The organism is Vibrio sp. 704 (assembly GCF_033339295.1).
This window is the reverse complement of record NZ_JAWOUH010000018.1, coordinates 52,473-72,191: the sequence shown is the minus strand read 5'-3', so window position 1 is coordinate 72,191 and position 19,719 is coordinate 52,473. Positions and strand designations below refer to the sequence as shown.

Below are 19,719 nucleotides of genomic sequence, written 5' to 3'. Positions count from 1 at the left end.
AAGCATAAGCTTCCCTTTTTTATTGTTCTTTTTGCCCTTTTGTCTCGTTCCTCTGGTCTGATGACGCACTTTTTTCTTTTTCGGCTTAATTCACACTTTGCGTTAATTACACATTGAGGTAAGGTCAAGGATTACTCGATAAGCCGATAAAACATCGGCATAAACATACACAAAGCAATCACAATGAATTAGGTATAAGTCAGCATGCAGTTCTCAAAGTTTGGTGAAAAATTTAATCAGTATTCAGGTATTACGCAGTTAATGGACGATTTGAACGATGGTCTGCGCACACCAGGTGCCATCATGCTCGGTGGAGGTAATCCTGCCGCCATTCCTGCCATGCTCGATTACTTTCACCAAGCCAGTGAGGAAATGCTCGCCAGTGGGGAGCTCGTCGCCGCCCTCGCCAACTACGATGGCCCGCAGGGTAAAGACGCGTTCGTCAAAGCGCTAGCTCAGTTATTCCGTGAAACTTACGGCTGGGATATTTCCGAAAAAAACATCAGCCTAACTAACGGTAGCCAAAGTGGCTTTTTCTACTTGTTCAACTTGTTGGCAGGTAAACAGCCAGACGGTTCGCACAAGAAAGTGCTACTGCCTATCGCGCCTGAATACATCGGTTATGGTGATGCTGGCATTGATGAAGATATCTTTATCTCTTACCACCCAGAAATCGAGCTGTTAGATAACGGCCTGTTTAAATACCACGTCGATTTTGAGCAGCTAACCGTCGACGACTCTGTTGCGGCAATCTGCGCGTCTCGCCCAACTAACCCAACGGGTAATGTACTGACAGATGAAGAAGTACGTAAGCTGGACAAGCTAGCACGTGAGAACAACATCCCACTGATCATCGATAACGCCTACGGTCTACCTTTCCCGAACATCATCTTTGAAGATGTCGAACCGTTCTGGAATGAAAACACCATCCTATGCATGAGCCTATCTAAGCTTGGTTTACCGGGCGGGCGTTGTGGCATTGTGATTGCGAGTGAAGAAATCACTCAAGCGTTAACCAATATGAACGGCATCATCAGCCTAGCGCCGGGCAGTGTTGGTCCAGCGCTAGCAAACCATATAATTGGCAAAGGTGATCTGCTTAAACTGAGTTCAGAGGTGATTAAGCCGTTCTACAAGCAAAAATCACAACGTGCGGTTGAACTGCTCCAACAAGCAATTACCGATGAGCGATTCCGCATCCACAAGCCGGAAGGCGCTATCTTCTTGTGGTTATGGTTTGATGAACTGCCAATCACAACAATGGAACTGTACCAACGCTTGAAAGCGCGTGGCGTATTGATTGTCCCTGGTGAATATTTCTTTATTGGTCAGCAAGACGAGTGGGATCACGCGCACCAATGCCTGCGTATGAACTACGTTCAAGATGATGAGATGATGCAAAAAGGTATTGCGATTATCGCTGAAGAAGTGGAAAAGGCTTACCGCGAAGGTAAATAGACGGATTGAACTCAGCCGTTCTTCTCTTTGAAATTACGGCTTTAAAATAGCGGATTTGAAAACCCCAAACTAAAAAGAGCGCCCATATGGCACTCTTTCTCATTCTATAACCGGGTGGTTAACTGATTAGTTGTTCTCAATCAGGTTGTTACCACCGATAGCAATCTTACGTGGTTGCATGGCTTCAGGGATTTCACGAACTAAATCGATATGAAGCAGACCGTTTTCCATTGATGCACCCACGACTTTTACGTAATCCGCTAGCTGGAATTTACGTTCAAAATCGCGTTCTGCAATACCTTGGTAAACGTAGTTTTTGCCTTCTTCGGCTTTACGTTCGCCCTTCACAATCAACATGTTTTCGTTTTGAGTCAGATCGAGCTGTTCTTCAGCAAAGCCAGCAACGGCCATAGTAATACGGTAGTTGTGCTCGTCTTTTTGCTCAATGTTGTATGGAGGGTAACCGCCAGAAGTATTTTTCGCTGTATTCGCTTCCATCAGGTTTAGCAGACGATCAAAGCCAATTGCATTACGGTATAGTGGTGAGAAATCTACATTACGCATAAATCTATCCTCTTAATTAAGCAATAGTCTTAGTTCAGATGAGTTCCATCCTACTGGCGTGTTTATGCAAAAACCAACGCCGAACTAAGAGATTCTTATCATTCCACTGGCCTTGGTTTGGCTCGGAGACATGATATTGAATCTAAAGGTTTAAGTTGTGTACCAAAACGCCATATCCTCTTCTGAGCGATCTCGTTTTAGCGATTCCAGAGGGCTGGTCTTCTAGTCTCTAGCAAGCCAGTCACCCTCTTCATAACTAGATATAAGGTCGTCAAAAATGACTTTCAAGGGAAAAAATAAAAAATTTTTAAAGCATCCACTATCCCCTTGAACAGCTTAGTTCCTCATCACTTCGCGATCAGTGATAAAAAGCCCGCCGTTCTGGAGGGCTCAATCTACACTTTACTTGCGGGAGGATTTACGCGCTTTTACAACGCCCTTTTCTGCCGCCTTTTCCTGCTTTAGTTTGCGCTTTTCTTTTAGACTCAACTGCGGTTGTTTCTTTTCTTTCTTACTCATGACTTCACCTCTATTTATTGGCACAACAGACAACCACACAGCATTTTCTGACCTGGTGGCTGCGATTGATGAACAATTTCAGTAATCACAAAGCAGCGTCGCTGATTAAAAATTTCCACTTCGAGCGCATCATTTTTAGCTCGACCTAACAGTCGAGACCCCAAATAAGAATCGACCGCGAGCATACCTGTCATGGGTTGCCCCTTACGCGAGCTGACCAATGTCATGCGATATTGATAGGCGCGTTCAACATCCACTAAGCGAACCATGTCCCCAACCGCAATACGAGCTCGGTTACGGCAATGGGCTTGTTGCTCGCAGATTTCAAATAGCGATAACAACCTTAGTGGTGATTGATAGGTTAAAAAGCGACTGGTTAACCACCAAGTTCGCAGCGCCAAGCAGTACGCTGAGAACCAGCGTTCAAACATGATTATTTCCTTCTTAATGCCTTGTCTTACAAATAAATTCAGTGCATTGAACCGGAAGTGCATCACTTCCGGCTTAGTTCAGGAAAGTCATCACCATTTTCTTAGTCTCCTTATTCATCAGCTCTTCAGCACTATAGCGAGCAGAAAAAAGAAAGCAAAAACGCTCAAGCGAACAAAATGGCGAGAAAAAAAGAAAACAGAAATAAAATGGCAGGCTTGATCGGGTTGTTGGCAGTTAGTACCAGAAAAACATCCGCTTTAGCAGAAAGTGGCGATTTTAGCTGGTGGTAAAACAAAAAAAGCAGCGATTTCTCGCTGCTTTTTACTATCACGAACAGTGTCGTTATACGTCTAGGTTCGCTACTTTCAGTGCGTTCTCTTCGATGAAGTTACGACGAGGTTCTACTTGGTCACCCATTAGCGTAGTGAACAGTTGATCTGCGCCTACCGCATCTTCAATCGTTACCTGCATCATACGACGAGTTTCTGGGTCCATGGTGGTTTCCCAAAGTTGGTCTGGGTTCATCTCACCTAGACCTTTGTAGCGCTGACGGCTTAAGCCACGCATTGACTCTTTCACTAACCAGTCAAGCGCTTCTGCAAAGTTTGCCACTGGCATAGTACGCTCACCACGTTTGATGTACGCGCCTTCTTCCAGAAGTCCATCAAGTGCTTCTGATAGATCAGCCAACTTGCCGTACTCTTTCGAGTTTAGGAAGTCGATGCTAATTGCATGTTCGTGCGTCACGCCGTGAGTACGAACCACAATCTTAGGCAAGTTTAAGCCTAGCTCTTCGTGCTGCTCAACTTCGTAGCTGTACTGGCTTGCACCCACTTCTTTCGCATTCAGCTGTTCAATAAGCTGCTTCGTCCACGCTTCCACAACTGATGCGTCATGGCATTGCTCTGGCGTTAGGCGAGGAGTGTAAATCAACTCGTTTACCAAAGCACTTGGGTAACGACGGCTCATACGTTCCGCCAGTTTAATACCCGCATTGTACTGTTGAACAAGCTTCTCTAGTGCTTCACCAGCCAATGCTGGTGCTTCTGCGTTTACGTGTAGCGATGCATTGTCCAGAGCCAATGATACTTGGTATTGGTTCATCGCTTCTTCATCTTTGATGTACTGCTCTTGTTTGCCTTTTTTCACTTTGTATAGTGGTGGCTGAGCGATGTACACATAGCCACGCTCGATAAGCTCTGGCATTTGACGGTAGAAGAAGGTCAACAGTAGCGTACGGATGTGCGAACCATCGACATCGGCATCGGTCATGATGATGATGTTGTGGTAACGAAGCTTGTCCGGGTTGTACTCGTCACGACCGATACCACAACCTAGTGCGGTGATCAGTGTTGCTACTTCTTGAGAAGATAGCATCTTGTCGAAACGTGCTTTTTCTACGTTAAGAATCTTACCTTTTAGCGGTAGGATCGCTTGGTTCTTACGGTTACGGCCTTGTTTTGCGGAGCCGCCTGCCGAATCACCCTCCACTATGTATAGTTCAGAGAGTGCCGGATCTTTTTCCTGACAGTCTGCAAGTTTACCTGGAAGGCCAGCTAGGTCTAGTGCACCTTTACGGCGCGTCATTTCACGAGCTTTACGCGCTGCTTCACGAGCACGTGCTGCATCGATGATTTTCGAACAAACCATCTTCGCTTCTGTCGGGTTCTCAATCAGGAACTCAGACAGTTTTTCACCCATTGCAGACTCAACAGCTGATTTCACTTCAGAAGAAACTAGTTTGTCTTTTGTTTGGCTTGAGAACTTAGGATCAGGCACTTTCACCGAAACAACCGCAGTTAGACCTTCACGCGCATCGTCGCCTGAAGTCGCTGTTTTCGCTTTCTTCGAGAAACCTTCTTTATCCATAAAGCTGTTCAATGTACGTGTTAGCGCAGCACGGAAACCAGCAAGATGAGTACCACCATCACGCTGTGGGATATTGTTGGTAAAGCAGAAGATGTTCTCTTGGAAACCATCGTTCCATTGCATCGCCACTTCAACTGAAATGCCGTCTTCACGCTCAGAGTTAAAGTGGAAGATTTTTTCGATGATTGGCGTTTTGTTGGTGTTTAGGTGATCAACGAACGCTTGAATACCACCTTCATACATGAAGTGATCATGTTTGTCCGCTTCACGTTCATCAACCAATTTGATCGACACACCAGAGTTCAGGAATGACAGTTCACGCAGGCGTTTCGCCAGAATGTCATAGTGGAACTCAGTGTTAGAGAACGTCTCGGCACTTGGCCAGAAACGAATTTGTGTACCGGTTTTATCCGTATCACCCACAACGGCTAGTGGCGCTTGAGGCTCACCATGGCGGTAGGTTTGCGTATGGATATGACCACCACGATGAATCGTTAGCTCAACTTTCTCTGATAGTGCGTTTACTACTGAAACACCTACACCGTGAAGACCACCCGATACTTTGTATGAGTTATCGTCGAACTTACCACCCGCGTGAAGAACCGTCATGATTACTTCTGCTGCAGAGACATTTTCCTCAGAGTGGATTTCTGTTGGAATGCCACGACCATCATCGCTAACGGAAACCGAGTTATCCTCATGAATTGTCACAACGATGTCTTTACAGTGACCTGCCAACGCTTCATCAATTGAGTTATCCACCACCTCGAAAACCATGTGGTGAAGGCCGGTGCCGTCGTCCGTATCGCCGATGTACATTCCTGGACGCTTACGTACCGCATCCAGACCCTTCAGTACCTTAATACTCGATGAATCGTAATTTTCAGACATGAGTTTCTCTCTTCTAGTTTGACTCTATCCTGCCATGTTCCACATGAAACAATTTACCGTTATCGTCCAACATATCGGCGATTTGGCTTTCAGTGATAGAGCTTACAAATACTTGTGCGCCCGTCTCTTTTAAGCAGTCAGCAAGACGCTTGCGACGTTGGCTATCTAATTCCGACGCGAAGTCATCAATTAGGTAAATGCATTGTTTACCGGCCATCTCTGTCAGGTGTTGCCCTTGCGCTACACGCAATGCACACACCATGAGTTTTAATTGACCGCGTGACAGAACATCTTCAACGGGCGTTCCGTTCACTTTAATGCGCAAATCAGCTTTGTTTGGGCCACTAAAGGTGTATCCCAATGCCTGATCACGCTCAAAATTCTTTTCTAGTATCTCGTGGTATGGAGTGTCTTTATCCCAGCCACGATAATACTTCAATTGGATCTCAAATTCTGGCAAAAATGTCTGACAGATAGTTTCTGCGACAGTTTTCATCTGCTCGATGTAACTTGCTCGCCATTGGCTGATGTTTTCAGCCAATCCTGCCATTTCCTGATCCCAATAACTGAGCTCACGATAACTATTGGCGGTTTTCAACAACGCGTTGCGCTGCTTGTTCAGGCGCTTGAACCTTCCCCATGCTTGATAAAAAGCGGGCTCGGTATGAAACACGCCCCAATCAATAAACGCACGACGATGTTTAGGGCCATCTGTCAGTAAATCAAACCCTTCTGGGTGTATCAACTGCAGAGGCAGAACTTGTGCCAACTGCGCTAATTTTTGTCCAGATTGACCGCCTATTTTAACCTCTGTTGAGCCATCACGCTGCTTATTAATGCCGATAGGTAGCTCAAATTGATCCGAGTTCAAAAAACGACCATGAACAAACAGTTCGTCACACTCATTTTGTATCACTCGTCCGGTGAGAGAGCTCTTGAATGAGCGGCCATGCCCGAGCAGATAAACCGCTTCTAAGACACTGGTTTTACCGCTGCCGTTCGGCCCGATAAGAAAGTTAAAGCCTGCTGATAACTCAATATCACAGGCTTTAATGTTTCGAAACTGCTGAATGATGAGACGAGAAAGAGGCATTCAGTTGGCTTATAGACGAATTGGCATCACCACGTACATGGCACTGTCATCGTCGGCATTTTCAATCAACGCGCTAGCGTTAGCATCCGACATCGACACACGTACATTTTCACAACGCAACGTGTTCAGAACATCAAGCACATAGCTTACGTTAAAGCCGATTTCGATGGCGTCACCTTCAAAGGTTACATCAAGCATCTCTTCCGCTTCTTCTTGTTCTGGGTTATTCGCGGTTATGCGCATTTCAGTATCAGCCAGATTCACACGCACGCCACGGAATTTTTCGTTGGAAAGAATCGCAGCACGAGAGAAGGCTTGGCGCAACTCGTCACAACTTGCTATTAGTGTCTTATTGGTGCTCTGAGGCAATACACGGCGGTAGTCAGGGAAACGACCATCAACCAACTTAGAGGTAAAAGTAAAGTTATTCACCTCAGCACGAACATTGGAGCTACCGATCTGAAGTACTACGGGCTGCTCTGGCGCATCCATCAACTTTACTAATTCTTGCACACCTTTGCGTGGCACGATGATTTGCTTCTGCGCAAAGTCCGCACCTAGCTGAGTTTGCGATACCGCCATACGGTGGCCGTCCGTCGCCACGCTGCGTAGCGTGGTGCCGTCAATTTCAAACAACATGCCGTTGAGGTAGTAACGAACGTCTTGATTCGCCATCGAGAACTGAGTTTTGTCGATCAGCGTACGTAAATCAGCTTGGCTCAGTGATACTTCCACTTCGCTTTGCCAGTCTTCAATATTAGGGAAATCGTTCGCAGGAAGCGTTGCCAATGAGAAACGGCTGCGACCAGAGCGAACTTGTACGCGATCACCTTCTAATACAAATGTGATGATCGCATCGTCCGGTAAACCACGGCAGATATCGAGAAACTTACGCGAAGGAACGGTAATGCTGCCCGCTTCAAAATCACCTTCTAGCATCACTTTGCTTACTAACTCTACTTCAAGATCGGTTGCCGTCATCGACAATACGTTCTCTTCTACTTTAAGAAGTAGGTTACCCAGGATTGGCAGAGTTGGTCGGCCACCTAAAGCGCCCGAAACCTGCTGTAGCGGTTTGATTAAATGACTACGTTCAATGGTAAATTTCATGCTTGGCTCTTTACGCTGTCAGCTCAATAAATGATTTGCTTAGAATACCGTTATTCTAACCGATTACGAAGACAGGGTGCGAATCAAGTTAGAGTAATCTTCTTTAATGTCGTGGCTCTCTTCACGCAGCTGCTCAATCTTGCGACAAGCATGAAGTACGGTCGTATGATCGCGGCCCCCAAACGCATCGCCAATTTCAGGCAAGCTATGGTTGGTTAGTTCTTTTGCTAACGCCATGGCCAGCTGACGAGGACGCGCAACAGAACGAGAGCGACGCTTAGACAGCAAGTCCGCTACTTTAATCTTGTAATATTCCGCCACGGTCTTTTGAATGTTATCGATCGTCACCAGCTTCTCTTGTAGAGCAAGCAGATCGCGCAGCGCTTCACGAACAAAATCAATCGTAATTGGACGACCAGTAAAGTTCGCGTTCGCGATAACACGGTTCAGTGCACCTTCGAGCTCACGAACGTTCGAACGCAGACGCTTGGCAATGAAGAATGCCACTTCATCAGCAAGGTGGATTTGGTGATCTTCGGCTTTTTTCATCAAGATCGCCACACGCGTTTCAAGCTCAGGCGGCTCGATCGCAACAGTAAGCCCCCAACCAAAGCGAGATTTAAGACGATCTTCAACGCCATTAATTTCTTTAGGATAACGGTCAGACGTTAGAATGATCTGCTGATTACCTTCCAATAATGCGTTGAAGGTATGGAAGAATTCTTCTTGTGAACGTTCTTTATTAGCAAAGAATTGGATGTCATCGATAAGGAGCGCATCCACGCTGCGGTAATAGCGTTTGAATTCTTCAATCGCATTGTTTTGCAGCGCTTTTACCATGTCTTGCACAAAACGTTCTGAGTGCATGTAGACCACTTTTGCGTTCGGGTTGTTATCCACAATCGCGTTGCCCACCGCATGCAACAAGTGCGTTTTACCCAAGCCCGTGCCGCCGTATAGGAACAGCGGGTTGTAAGCAGCTCCAGGATTATCCGATACCTGACGCGCCGCAGCCAAACCCAGTTGGTTCGACTTACCTTCAACAAAGTTGTCGAACTTGTGTTTTGGGTTCATGTTTGAGCGGTGATTGATAGCCGCAATCGCCTGAGCGTCGTCATCCCAGGTTTTGTGTACTGGCTTACGCGCTTGTAATTGTGCAGGTGCAGATGACTCGGCAGCCACATCTGCAGGCGTACGTGTCGGCGCTGGTTTTGGAGCAGAGACAGGTCGGCTCCCCACTTCAAAGCGTAAGTTAGGAATATCGCCACCGCAGTATTCCTGCAGTAAGCGAGTAATATTGTTCAGATACTTATCACGCACCCAGTCCAACACAAAGCGGTTTGGCGCGAATAGAGTGAGAGTATTGTCATTGAGCTCCGCTTGTAGCGGACGAACCCACATGCTGAATTCTGTAGCTGGTAGCTCTTCTTGAAGCTGCTGCAAACATTGCAGCCAAAGCGAAGATGACACGGTGCCCCCACTGAGTAATTGAATTATCGGAAAAGACTGGCAATTTTACCTGTTGATAACCAAGATCGCCAGCGATTGATCGACGATCCAGTGAATAAGATCCAAGTTATTCACAATTATTTCTGCAAACTTGATGAGATCAACACACCTTGCCCCAAATTTGCCCACACAACGATCCACAATTGGGCAAAATTCACAAGATCGAGCGATTGGTGATAAGTCTGTGTATTATTTTATTCCCAATGTTGATTTTGTCGATCATTTCGCTAGGTTCAGTTCGCATTTTCGTCACATTTAACATTCTTCTTCTATTATCTAATAACTCACAGGTCTAGGTTATTGCTCTTGGTTATTTATTTAATTGAGCTAACTAACAGTAGTATTTCCAACCATAAAATTATGGAGATGTATTATGAAAAACTGGATTAAGGTTGCCGTTGCAGCCATTGCACTGTCGGCAGCAACCGTACAAGCCGCTACTGAAGTCAAAGTTGGTATGTCAGGTCGCTACTTCCCGTTTACTTTTGTAAAGCAAGACAAGCTACAAGGCTTTGAAGTCGACATGTGGGATGAAATCGGTAAACGTAACGATTACAAAATCGAATACGTAACAGCCAACTTCTCTGGTTTATTTGGTCTTTTAGAAACTGGTCGTATCGATACGATCTCCAACCAAATCACCATGACTGACGAGCGTAAAGCTAAATACCTATTTGCTGACCCTTACGTTGTAGATGGCGCACAAATTACCGTGCGTAAAGGCAACGACAGCATCAAAGGTGTTGACGATCTTGCGGGCAAGACCGTTGCGGTGAACCTAGGCTCTAACTTTGAGCAACTGCTGCGTCAATACGACAAAGACGGCAAGATCAACATTAAAACGTACGACACAGGTATCGAACATGACGTGGCGCTCGGTCGTGCAGACGCGTTTGTAATGGATCGTCTTTCTGCGTTAGAGCTGATTAAGAAAACTGGCCTTCCTCTGGAATTGGCAGGCGAACCGTTTGAGACCATTCAAAACGCATGGCCTTTCGTTGACAACGAGAAAGGTCGTAAGCTGCAAGAAGAAGTAAACAAAGCACTGGCTGAGATGCGCGCAGATGGTACAGTAGAGAAAATTTCCGTGAAGTGGTTTGGCGCTGACATCACGAAATAAGAACTCTTTGTACTTTAGGCCGCAAAGTGGTATCACTCTCGGACTAAAATAAACTTACGTAAAGGTGGAACTTGTTTTCCACCTTTTCTTTTCTCTAGCCTTTAGGTAAGCCGTATGGGATTTGACTTTAATTACATGTTGGAACTGCTGCCGATATTGCTGAAATATCTTGGCACAACCATGGAAATGGCGACATGGGGATTGGTGTTTTCGCTGATTTTATCCGTCATTTTAGCCAATATTCGCGTATTTAAACTGCCAGTTCTGGATCAATTAAGCCAACTGTACATCAGCTTCTTCCGTGGCACCCCACTGTTGGTTCAGCTTTTCCTGCTCTATTACGGCTTACCGCAAATTTTTCCATTGATGGTCGGTATCGACGCCTTTTCAGCAGCGGTTATCGGCTTAACGCTGCACTTTGCCGCTTATATGGCGGAAAGTATTCGTGCCGCCATTATTGGTATTGATCGCAGCCAAATGGAAGCGAGCTTATCGGTCGGTATGACGACATCCCAAGCAATGCGCCGAGTGATTTTACCTCAAGCAACGCGTGTCGCACTGCCTTCATTGATGAACTATTTCATCGATATGATCAAGTCAACGTCTCTCGCTTTCACGCTTGGTGTGGCCGAAATCATGGCGAAAGCACAGATGGAAGCCTCATCAAGTTTCCGTTTCTTTGAAGCTTTCCTTGCGGTTGCTCTTATTTACTGGGGAGTGGTGGTGATTCTGACTCGCGTACAAATCTGGGCAGAAGCAAAACTGAATAAGGCGTACGTACGATGATTAAGCTAGAAAATATTCACAAACGTTTTGGTGAGACTGAAGTGCTGAAAGGCATCGACCTCGATATTAAGCAAGGTGAGATCATCGTGATTATCGGCTCAAGTGGTACGGGTAAATCAACCTTGCTGCGTACGGTGAACTTTCTAGAACAAGCAGATGAAGGTCGTATCACGATAGATGACATCTCCGTTGATACTCAAAAACACACTAAAGCCGAAGTATTAGCGCTGCGTCGTCGAACTGGCTTTGTGTTCCAAAACTATGCCCTGTTTGCCCACATGAATGCGCGCCAGAACATTGCCGAAGGTCTAGTGACCGTTCGAGGTTGGAAAAAAGCCGATGCTCTCAAACGAGCGCAACAAATTCTGGATGACATCGGCCTTGGGGATAAAGGCGATAGTTATCCAGCGTCATTATCTGGCGGCCAACAACAACGTGTGGGTATCGGCCGAGCGATGGCGCTGCAACCAGAACTGCTGTTGTTTGACGAACCAACTTCTGCGCTGGATCCTGAATGGGTCGGTGAAGTTCTCTCATTAATGAAGAAGTTAGCTAATCAGCATCAAACCATGCTGGTGGTGACGCACGAGATGCAATTCGCGAAAGAAGTAGCTGATAGAGTGATCTTCATGGCGGAAGGCAATATCGTTGAGCAAGGTTCTCCACAGGATATCTTCGATAATCCACAAGATCCTCGTTTGAAAAAATTCCTTAACCAAGTAGGAATAGAGTAACGATCAAGCATCAGGATCGATTGATCCTTGAGATTTTACTCACACTACGTATAATCGCCCGGCCGGAATTTCGTACTCATTGAGTCATTGACACATTATGTGAGTGTGATTACAATTCCGCCTCTTTGTTGAGAGGCGTCGGTTGTCCTTCTCTATATAAAGAGCTTCTTTATATAAGAAAGCAAATACCCACGCCGGGTTTAACAAGAACCTAAAACTACTGATCAGTAAAGGTAATTATCATGAAACGCACTTTTCAACCTACAGTTCTAAAGCGCAAGCGTACTCACGGCTTCCGTGCTCGCATGGCAACTAAGAACGGTCGTAAAGTTATCAACGCACGTCGTGCAAAAGGCCGTGCGCGCCTATCAAAATAATCGCTAGTTTATTTTGAACACGTACGCGTTTAATCGGGAGTTACGTTTGTTAACTCCCGAGCATTATCAAAACGTCTTCCAGCAAGCTCATCGAGCTGGCTCGCCTCATTTCACCATCATTGCTCGCAATAACAAACTTTCTCACCCACGATTAGGTTTAGCGGTTCCCAAAAAGCAAATCAAAACGGCTGTCGGTCGTAACCGATTTAAGCGTTTGGCTCGTGAAAGCTTTCGTAACAATCAACATCAGCTTCCAAACAAAGATTTTGTTGTGATTGCGAAGAAAAGCGCGCAAGATTTAAGCAATGAGGAAATTTTTAAGTTGTTTGATAAGCTATGGCAACGCCTGTCTCGCCCTTCACGTGGATAGCCATTGGGCTCGTTTATCTGTATCGCTGGTTTATCAGCCCTTTGATTGGTCCTCGTTGCCGGTTCACACCAACCTGTTCCACTTACGCGCTAGAAGCTTTGAGAGCTCACGGTTTTGTAAAAGGATGTTGGTTATCAGGCAAACGTCTATTAAAATGCCACCCTTTGAATGAAGGGGGGTATGACCCCGTTCCACCAGTCCAAAAACAAGACAGAGATAACTAACGATGGATTCTCAACGTAATATCCTGCTCATCGGTTTGGCCCTGGTTTCTTTTTTGCTGTTTCAACAATGGCAAGTTGCAAAGAATCCAGAACCTCAAGCAGTTGAACAGGCTCAATCAAGCAGCACTCTACCTGCACCATCTTTTGCTGATGAACTTGACCCAGTTCCTGGTCAACAGCAAGCTTCTGCAAAAACTATCACAGTAACGACTGATGTTTTAACTCTGTCGATCGACACCGTTGGTGGCGATGTGGTACATGCCAACCTTAACGAATACTCTGCTGAGTTAGATTCATCAGATTCCTTTGTTCTGCTTAAAGACGCTCAAGGTCACCAATTTATCGCTCAAAGCGGTCTAGTGGGTCCTCAAGGTATCGACTTGAGCAGCACAAATCGCCCTCACTACAACGTAAGTGCAGACAGCTTCACAATGGCTGACGGTCAAGATGAACTTCGCGTTCCGATGACATTCACTGCAAACGGCATCGAATACACCAAAACTTACATCTTTAAACGCGGCAGCTACGCGCTTAATGTTGAATACGATGTAGTGAACAACTCAGGCAACAACGCAACATTTGGTATGTACGCTCACCTACGTCAAAACCTAATGGACGATGGTGGTAGCATCACAATGCCTACTTACCGTGGTGGCGCATACTCAACAGAAGATACGCGTTACAAGAAGTACAGCTTTGATGATATGCAGGATCGCAACCTGTCTCTTAACCTAGCCGATGGCCAAGGTTGGGCAGCAATGATTCAGCACTACTTTGCCGCAGCTTGGATCCCACGTAACGAACCAGGTACTAACCTATACACTCGTGTAATTGGCAACCTAGGCGACATCGGCGTTCGTATGCCGAACAAAACTATCGCAACAGGCGATCAGGCTAAGTTTGAAGCAACACTTTGGGTTGGTCCAAAACTGCAAGATGAAATGGCAGAAGTGGCACCTAACCTAGACCTAGTAGTGGACTACGGCTGGTTATGGTTCATTGCGAAGCCTCTTCATATGTTGCTTTCATTCATCCAGAGCTTTGTTGGTAACTGGGGTGTGGCAATCATCTGTCTGACCTTCATCGTTCGTGGTGCAATGTACCCACTAACAAAAGCGCAATACACGTCTATGGCGAAAATGCGCATGCTACAGCCTAAGCTGCAAGCAATGCGTGAGCGTATCGGTGATGACCGTCAGCGCATGAGCCAAGAAATGATGGAACTGTACAAGAAAGAGAAAGTGAACCCACTAGGTGGCTGTTTACCTCTTATCCTACAGATGCCTATTTTCATCGCGCTTTACTGGGCACTAATGGAATCGGTAGAGCTACGTCACTCTCCATTCTTCGGTTGGATTCATGACCTTTCAGCACAGGACCCTTACTACATCCTGCCGCTATTGATGGGTGCGTCTATGTTTCTAATCCAGAAGATGAGCCCGACAACGGTAACGGATCCAATGCAGCAGAAGATCATGACCTTTATGCCGGTTATGTTTACCTTCTTCTTCTTGTTCTTCCCATCAGGTCTCGTTCTGTACTGGTTGGTGTCGAACATCGTAACGCTTATCCAGCAAACTCTGATCTACAAAGGATTAGAGAAAAAAGGCTTACACAGCAAGTAACCTTTTAGGAAATGATTGAGAAAGGCGGCCAAAAGGTCGCCTTTTTGTTTTTGGCTGATTACAATTCAGCTAATTAATTGTGATGGCTCCCTAGGTATCTTCCCTATAGCCCAGCTCAAAAGGCAAAATTATGACTACAGATACGATTGTCGCTCAAGCGACCGCGCCTGGTCGTGGCGGTGTCGGTATTATTCGAGTTTCTGGCCCTAAAGCCAACCAAGTGGCGTTAGAAGTCACTGGCAAAACACTAAAGCCCCGCTACGCAGAGTACCTGCCGTTTAAGTCAGAAGATGGCACTGTGCTTGATCAGGGCATCGCACTGTACTTCCCTAACCCACACTCATTTACAGGTGAAGACGTACTTGAGCTGCAAGGCCATGGCGGCCCTGTCGTGATGGATATGCTGATAAAACGCATTCTAGGTATAGATGGTATTCGAGCTGCTCGCCCTGGTGAGTTCTCTGAACGCGCATTTCTGAACGATAAACTCGACCTCGCTCAAGCCGAGGCGATCGCAGACCTCATTGATGCCAGTTCTGAAGAAGCAGCAAAATCGGCACTGCAATCCTTACAGGGCGCATTTTCAGGCCGCATTAATACCTTAGTTGAGTCGCTGATTCATTTGCGTATCTATGTTGAAGCAGCCATCGACTTCCCTGAAGAAGAGATCGACTTTTTGGCCGACGGTAAAGTGGCTGGTGACCTACAAGCCATCATCGACAACCTAGATGCGGTGCGCAAAGAAGCTAACCAAGGCGCTATTATGCGTGAAGGGATGAAAGTCGTGATTGCGGGTCGTCCAAATGCGGGCAAATCAAGCCTACTGAACGCGCTATCGGGTAAAGAATCTGCAATCGTAACCGACATCGCAGGAACCACGCGTGATGTACTGCGTGAGCATATCCATATTGATGGCATGCCACTACACATCATTGATACAGCAGGTTTGCGTGATGCTTCCGATGAAGTAGAGAAAATCGGTATCGAACGCGCGTGGGATGAAATAGCCCAAGCAGACCGCGTGTTGTTCATGGTGGATGGCACGACAACCGATGCCACCGATCCGAAAGATATCTGGCCAGATTTTGTGGATCGCCTACCAGACAACATTGGCATAACTGTGATCCGTAATAAAGCGGATCAAACGGGTGAAGATATGGGGATCTGCCACGTCAATAACCCTACTCTTATCCGTTTGTCAGCGAAGACTGGTGCAGGGGTTGAAGCTCTGCGCGATCATCTCAAGGAGTGTATGGGCTTCTCTGGCAACAGTGAAGGTGGGTTTATGGCTCGTCGTCGTCATCTCGATGCATTAGAACGTGCCGCACAGCACCTTCAAATAGGCCAGGAGCAGCTTGAAGGCTATATGGCAGGTGAAATATTGGCTGAAGAGCTACGCATCACCCAACAACACCTCAATGAGATTACCGGTGAGTTCAGTTCTGACGACTTACTGGGACGAATCTTCTCTTCATTCTGTATCGGGAAGTAAATAATCGAACGCGCGGTGCTGAGCTTAACTCACACCGCGTTTCTTTTTGTACGGCAAGCCATCCATGAGCTTTAGCCGTCGCATTCAATAAGGAAGAAGTATGATCCACATTATTACAGGCAGCACGTTAGGTGGCGCAGAATACGTAGGGGATCACCTGAGTGATCTACTCAACGAGAATGGATTTGAAACAACGATCCACAACCAGCCTTCCCTCAGTGATATCGAAAATCAAGGTACGTGGTTGGTGATCACCTCTACACATGGAGCTGGTGAGTATCCTGATAATATCCAACCTTTTATCGCAGCATTACAAAATACACCGCCAAAAATGACTGATGTAAAATTTGCGGTGATTGCGATTGGTGACTCTAGCTACGATACGTTCTGTGCCGCTGGTCAACACGCTTATGATTTATTAGAGGATATTGGTGCAACCCCTCTCGCAGATTGCTTTAAAATCGATGTACTGAGCCATGATGTGCCAGAAGACGCCGCAGAGATGTGGTTAAAAGAGAATATCGAACGTTTTTAAACTCACGACTTTCCCTTCAACAGAGTCGAAATTCGGCTCTGTTTTCTCCCATGTGAATAACTCCCACCAAATTATTTTGTTTAACCGCTCAAAAACCAACCAAACAGACTGTGGATAACTACAATAAGATCCAGTGATTTTCCTTTAGTTATCCCAATAACAACTTTGATCAATTTTACCCCCTGTGTATAACCACCACTTTTGATCCCAGGTAATCCTCGATCTGATCCAATCATGATCACAAGATATGATCCAAAGAAGATCCATGATCTTGTTGATCATTTTTAGGTTATCCACAGAAACGGTCGATCCTAATAGTAGATCTAATAAAAGATCATATATATAGATCTTATATATATTTATCTTGAAGCTTAAAACGGATAAAACGAGAAAACGTTTTTCTCTCTGGCATAAAGCAGGTAAAATACGGCTCCTTTATCTGTCCATTAAATCCCTTTGAATACCTGAGGTCAGTTCATGCTTTATCACGAAAACTTTGACGTCATTGTTGTCGGTGGCGGACACGCAGGAACGGAAGCCGCGCTCGCATCTGCACGCACAGGACAAAAAACGCTTCTCCTTACCCATAACATCGATACATTAGGCCAGATGTCTTGTAATCCGGCGATCGGTGGTATTGGTAAAGGTCACTTAGTAAAAGAAGTAGATGCTATGGGCGGTTTGATGGCTGAAGCCATCGACCATGCAGGTATTCAGTTTCGTACACTAAATGCCTCCAAAGGTCCTGCAGTACGAGCAACTCGAGCTCAAGCCGATCGCGCTCTGTACAAAGCGTACGTTCGTAATGCATTAGAAAATGCGCCTAACTTAACGTTGTTCCAGCAATCAGTTGATGATCTGATTGTTGAACAAGATCGCGCAGTTGGTGTGGTAACTCAAATGGGACTTCGCTTCCATGCGAAAGCCGTTGTGCTAACCGTGGGTACCTTCCTTGGTGGTAAGATCCACATAGGTATGGAAAGCTCGTCTGGTGGTCGTGCCGGGGATCCACCATCGATCGCATTAGCGGATCGACTGCGTGAACTGCCGTTCCGTGTGGATCGTTTAAAAACAGGTACTCCACCGCGCATTGATGCTCGTACTGTTGATTTTTCAGTGCTAGAAGCTCAGCACGGTGATAACCCAACGCCTGTATTCTCGTTCATGGGCAAACGTGAACAGCATCCGCGTCAGATTCCATGTTTCATCACCCACACCAATGAACAAACTCACGATGTGATCCGTAGTAACTTGGATCGCAGTCCAATGTACGCAGGTGTGATTGAAGGTATTGGTCCGCGTTACTGTCCGTCTATTGAAGACAAAGTGATGCGTTTCGCTGACAAAAACAGCCACCAAATCTTCATTGAGCCAGAAGGCCTAACCACGCACGAGTTATACCCTAATGGTATCTCGACCAGCTTGCCATTTGATGTGCAAGTACAAATCGTGCGCTCAATGAAAGGGTTTGAAAATGCACACATCGTTCGCCCAGGTTATGCGATTGAATACGATTTCTTCGATCCACGTGATTTGAAGCAAACGTACGAGACGAAGTTCATCCATGGTTTGTTCTTTGCTGGCCAGATTAATGGTACGACTGGCTACGAAGAAGCCGCAGCGCAAGGCTTGATGGCCGGTCTAAACGCAAGCTTGTTTAGCCAAGACAAAGAAGGCTGGAGCCCACGTCGTGACCAAGCTTACATGGGCGTGTTGATTGATGACTTATCGACCATGGGTACCAAAGAGCCGTACCGAATGTTCACTTCTCGTGCGGAATACCGCCTGCTACTTCGTGAAGATAACGCCGATTTACGTTTAACGGAAAAAGCGCGCGAGCTAGGCTTGATTGATGATGTTCGTTGGGCTCGCTTTAACGAGAAAATCAACAATATGGAAACGGAGCGTCAGCGTTTGAAAGCAACGTGGATGAATCCGAAGTCAGAGGGTGTTGATGAGCTGAACAAGCTGCTGAAAACCCCAATGGCCCGTGAAGCGAGTGGTGAGGATCTTCTGCGTCGTCCAGAGATCACTTATTCGCAACTGACGCAACTTGAAGCGTTTGCTCCTGCACTTGAAGATCAGCAAGCGGCTGAGCAAGTTGAAATTCAAGTGAAATACGATGGTTACATCAAGCGTCAGCAGGAAGAGATCGAAAAATCACTGCGTCACGAAAATACCAAGTTACCTGCTGATTTGGATTACCGCGATGTAAAAGGTTTATCAAACGAAGTCGTTGCTAAACTGAGCGAGGCCAAACCAGAGAGCATCGGTATTGCATCACGCATTTCTGGTATTACGCCTGCTGCAATTTCTATTCTACTTGTTCACTTGAAAAAGCATGGTTTGCTGAAGAAAGGTGAGGAAGAATAATGAGCGCATTGCGAACAAAGCTGGATTCACTGATCGCGAAAACCGATTTGGAAGTGTCAGAACAGCAACGAGAGCAGTTAGTTGGTTATGTCGAACTGCTCGACAAATGGAACAAAGCGTACAATTTAACATCGGTACGTGATCCGCTTGATATGTTAGTGAAACATATTCTTGATAGTATCGTTGTAAGCGCACACCTGCCCGGTGAGCGCTTCATTGATGTTGGTACTGGTCCGGGGTTACCGGGCATCCCTTTGGCAATCATGAACCCTGAGAAAACCTTCTTTTTGCTCGACAGTCTTGGCAAACGCATCCGTTTTATCAAGCAAGTTGTGCACACATTAGGGCTGAAAAACGTGACACCAATTCAAAGTCGTGTCGAAGAATTCCAACCTGAAGAAAAATTTGATGGCGTTTTGAGTCGAGCTTTTGCTTCAATGATAGACATGGTGGAATGGTGCCACCATTTGCCGAAACAAGAGCACGGGGTGTTTCTAGCGCTGAAAGGACAGCACCCTAAAGATGAAATGGGTCAGCTTCCTGAATGGTGCAGTGTGACAGAGATCATATCTTTGGCTGTTCCTGAGTTGGAAGGTGATCGTCATCTAGTAATCTTATCGCGCAAGGAAAATTAGCGA

Annotated in this window: 18 protein-coding genes; 12 read left to right on the top strand and 6 right to left on the bottom strand. The window is 46.1% G+C overall.

Annotated features, from left to right (window positions below):
• Positions 1-204 precede the first annotated feature (204 nt).
• A complete protein-coding gene (locus R7R24_RS19315; RefSeq protein WP_005378868.1) occupies positions 205-1,458 on the top strand; it encodes a valine--pyruvate transaminase in 1,254 nt (417 codons plus the stop codon).
• Between the two features lie 126 nt (positions 1,459-1,584).
• Here R7R24_RS19315 and R7R24_RS19310 read toward each other — a convergent pair whose 3' ends face one another.
• From R7R24_RS19310 to dnaA, 6 genes are all read right to left on the bottom strand, one after another.
• Positions 1,585-2,022 (bottom strand): Hsp20 family protein, encoded by a 438-nt coding sequence (locus tag R7R24_RS19310; protein ID WP_005378857.1) that lies wholly within the window; start codon positions 2,020-2,022, stop codon positions 1,585-1,587.
• A gap of 533 nt (positions 2,023-2,555) precedes the next feature.
• Positions 2,556-2,972, bottom strand: coding sequence for a GreA/GreB family elongation factor (locus tag R7R24_RS19305; protein ID WP_005378854.1), 417 nt, complete (start codon positions 2,970-2,972; stop codon positions 2,556-2,558).
• Positions 2,973-3,315: 343 nt separating this feature from the next.
• Entirely contained in the window at positions 3,316-5,733 is a 2,418-nt protein-coding gene (gene gyrB / locus R7R24_RS19300; RefSeq protein WP_005378841.1) for a DNA topoisomerase (ATP-hydrolyzing) subunit B, read from the bottom strand.
• A 13-nt stretch (positions 5,734-5,746) separates the two neighbouring features.
• Positions 5,747-6,826: a DNA replication/repair protein RecF gene (recF, locus tag R7R24_RS19295; protein ID WP_005378839.1), complete on the bottom strand. Its 1,080-nt coding sequence runs from the start codon at positions 6,824-6,826 to the stop codon at positions 5,747-5,749.
• A 9-nt stretch (positions 6,827-6,835) separates the two neighbouring features.
• On the bottom strand, positions 6,836-7,936 hold the full coding sequence (gene dnaN, locus R7R24_RS19290) for a DNA polymerase III subunit beta (protein ID WP_005378837.1): 1,101 nt from the start codon (positions 7,934-7,936) through the stop codon (positions 6,836-6,838).
• Between the two features lie 63 nt (positions 7,937-7,999).
• Positions 8,000-9,406, bottom strand: coding sequence for a chromosomal replication initiator protein DnaA (gene dnaA / locus R7R24_RS19285; protein ID WP_005378835.1), 1,407 nt, complete (start codon positions 9,404-9,406; stop codon positions 8,000-8,002).
• Between the two features lie 412 nt (positions 9,407-9,818).
• Between dnaA and R7R24_RS19280 the strand changes: the two genes are divergently transcribed.
• From R7R24_RS19280 to rsmG, 11 genes are all read left to right on the top strand, one after another.
• Positions 9,819-10,565, top strand: coding sequence for an amino acid ABC transporter substrate-binding protein (locus tag R7R24_RS19280; protein ID WP_005378831.1), 747 nt, complete (start codon positions 9,819-9,821; stop codon positions 10,563-10,565).
• A gap of 114 nt (positions 10,566-10,679) precedes the next feature.
• A complete protein-coding gene (locus R7R24_RS19275) occupies positions 10,680-11,351 on the top strand; it encodes an amino acid ABC transporter permease (RefSeq protein WP_005378829.1) in 672 nt (223 codons plus the stop codon).
• Complete coding sequence (locus R7R24_RS19270) at positions 11,348-12,085, top strand: amino acid ABC transporter ATP-binding protein (protein WP_054730019.1); 738 nt, start codon at positions 11,348-11,350, stop codon at positions 12,083-12,085. Before R7R24_RS19275 ends, R7R24_RS19270 begins: the two co-directional genes overlap by 4 nt.
• 242 nt (positions 12,086-12,327) lie before the next feature.
• Entirely contained in the window at positions 12,328-12,462 is a 135-nt protein-coding gene (gene rpmH / locus R7R24_RS19265; protein WP_005378825.1) for a 50S ribosomal protein L34, read from the top strand.
• 46 nt (positions 12,463-12,508) lie between these two features.
• Positions 12,509-12,832: a ribonuclease P protein component gene (rnpA, locus tag R7R24_RS19260; protein ID WP_005394102.1), complete on the top strand. Its 324-nt coding sequence runs from the start codon at positions 12,509-12,511 to the stop codon at positions 12,830-12,832.
• A complete protein-coding gene (gene yidD / locus R7R24_RS19255; protein WP_005378822.1) occupies positions 12,799-13,056 on the top strand; it encodes a membrane protein insertion efficiency factor YidD in 258 nt (85 codons plus the stop codon). The genes rnpA and yidD overlap by 34 nt, the downstream gene beginning before the upstream one ends.
• A gap of 2 nt (positions 13,057-13,058) precedes the next feature.
• Positions 13,059-14,681 carry a membrane protein insertase YidC gene (yidC, locus tag R7R24_RS19250; protein ID WP_005383834.1) on the top strand — a complete coding sequence of 541 codons (1,623 nt, stop codon included), beginning with the start codon at positions 13,059-13,061 and terminating at the stop codon, positions 14,679-14,681.
• A 130-nt stretch (positions 14,682-14,811) separates the two neighbouring features.
• On the top strand, positions 14,812-16,173 hold the full coding sequence (gene mnmE, locus R7R24_RS19245; RefSeq protein ID WP_005383836.1) for a tRNA uridine-5-carboxymethylaminomethyl(34) synthesis GTPase MnmE: 1,362 nt from the start codon (positions 14,812-14,814) through the stop codon (positions 16,171-16,173).
• A 100-nt stretch (positions 16,174-16,273) separates the two neighbouring features.
• On the top strand, positions 16,274-16,708 hold the full coding sequence (gene mioC / locus R7R24_RS19240) for an FMN-binding protein MioC (RefSeq protein ID WP_005378900.1): 435 nt from the start codon (positions 16,274-16,276) through the stop codon (positions 16,706-16,708).
• 477 nt (positions 16,709-17,185) lie between these two features.
• Positions 17,186-19,081 (top strand): tRNA uridine-5-carboxymethylaminomethyl(34) synthesis enzyme MnmG, encoded by a 1,896-nt coding sequence (gene mnmG / locus R7R24_RS19235; RefSeq protein WP_005378901.1) that lies wholly within the window; start codon positions 17,186-17,188, stop codon positions 19,079-19,081.
• Positions 19,081-19,716: a 16S rRNA (guanine(527)-N(7))-methyltransferase RsmG gene (gene rsmG, locus R7R24_RS19230; protein ID WP_054579441.1), complete on the top strand. Its 636-nt coding sequence runs from the start codon at positions 19,081-19,083 to the stop codon at positions 19,714-19,716. The genes mnmG and rsmG overlap by 1 nt, the downstream gene beginning before the upstream one ends.
• Positions 19,717-19,719 lie beyond the last annotated feature (3 nt).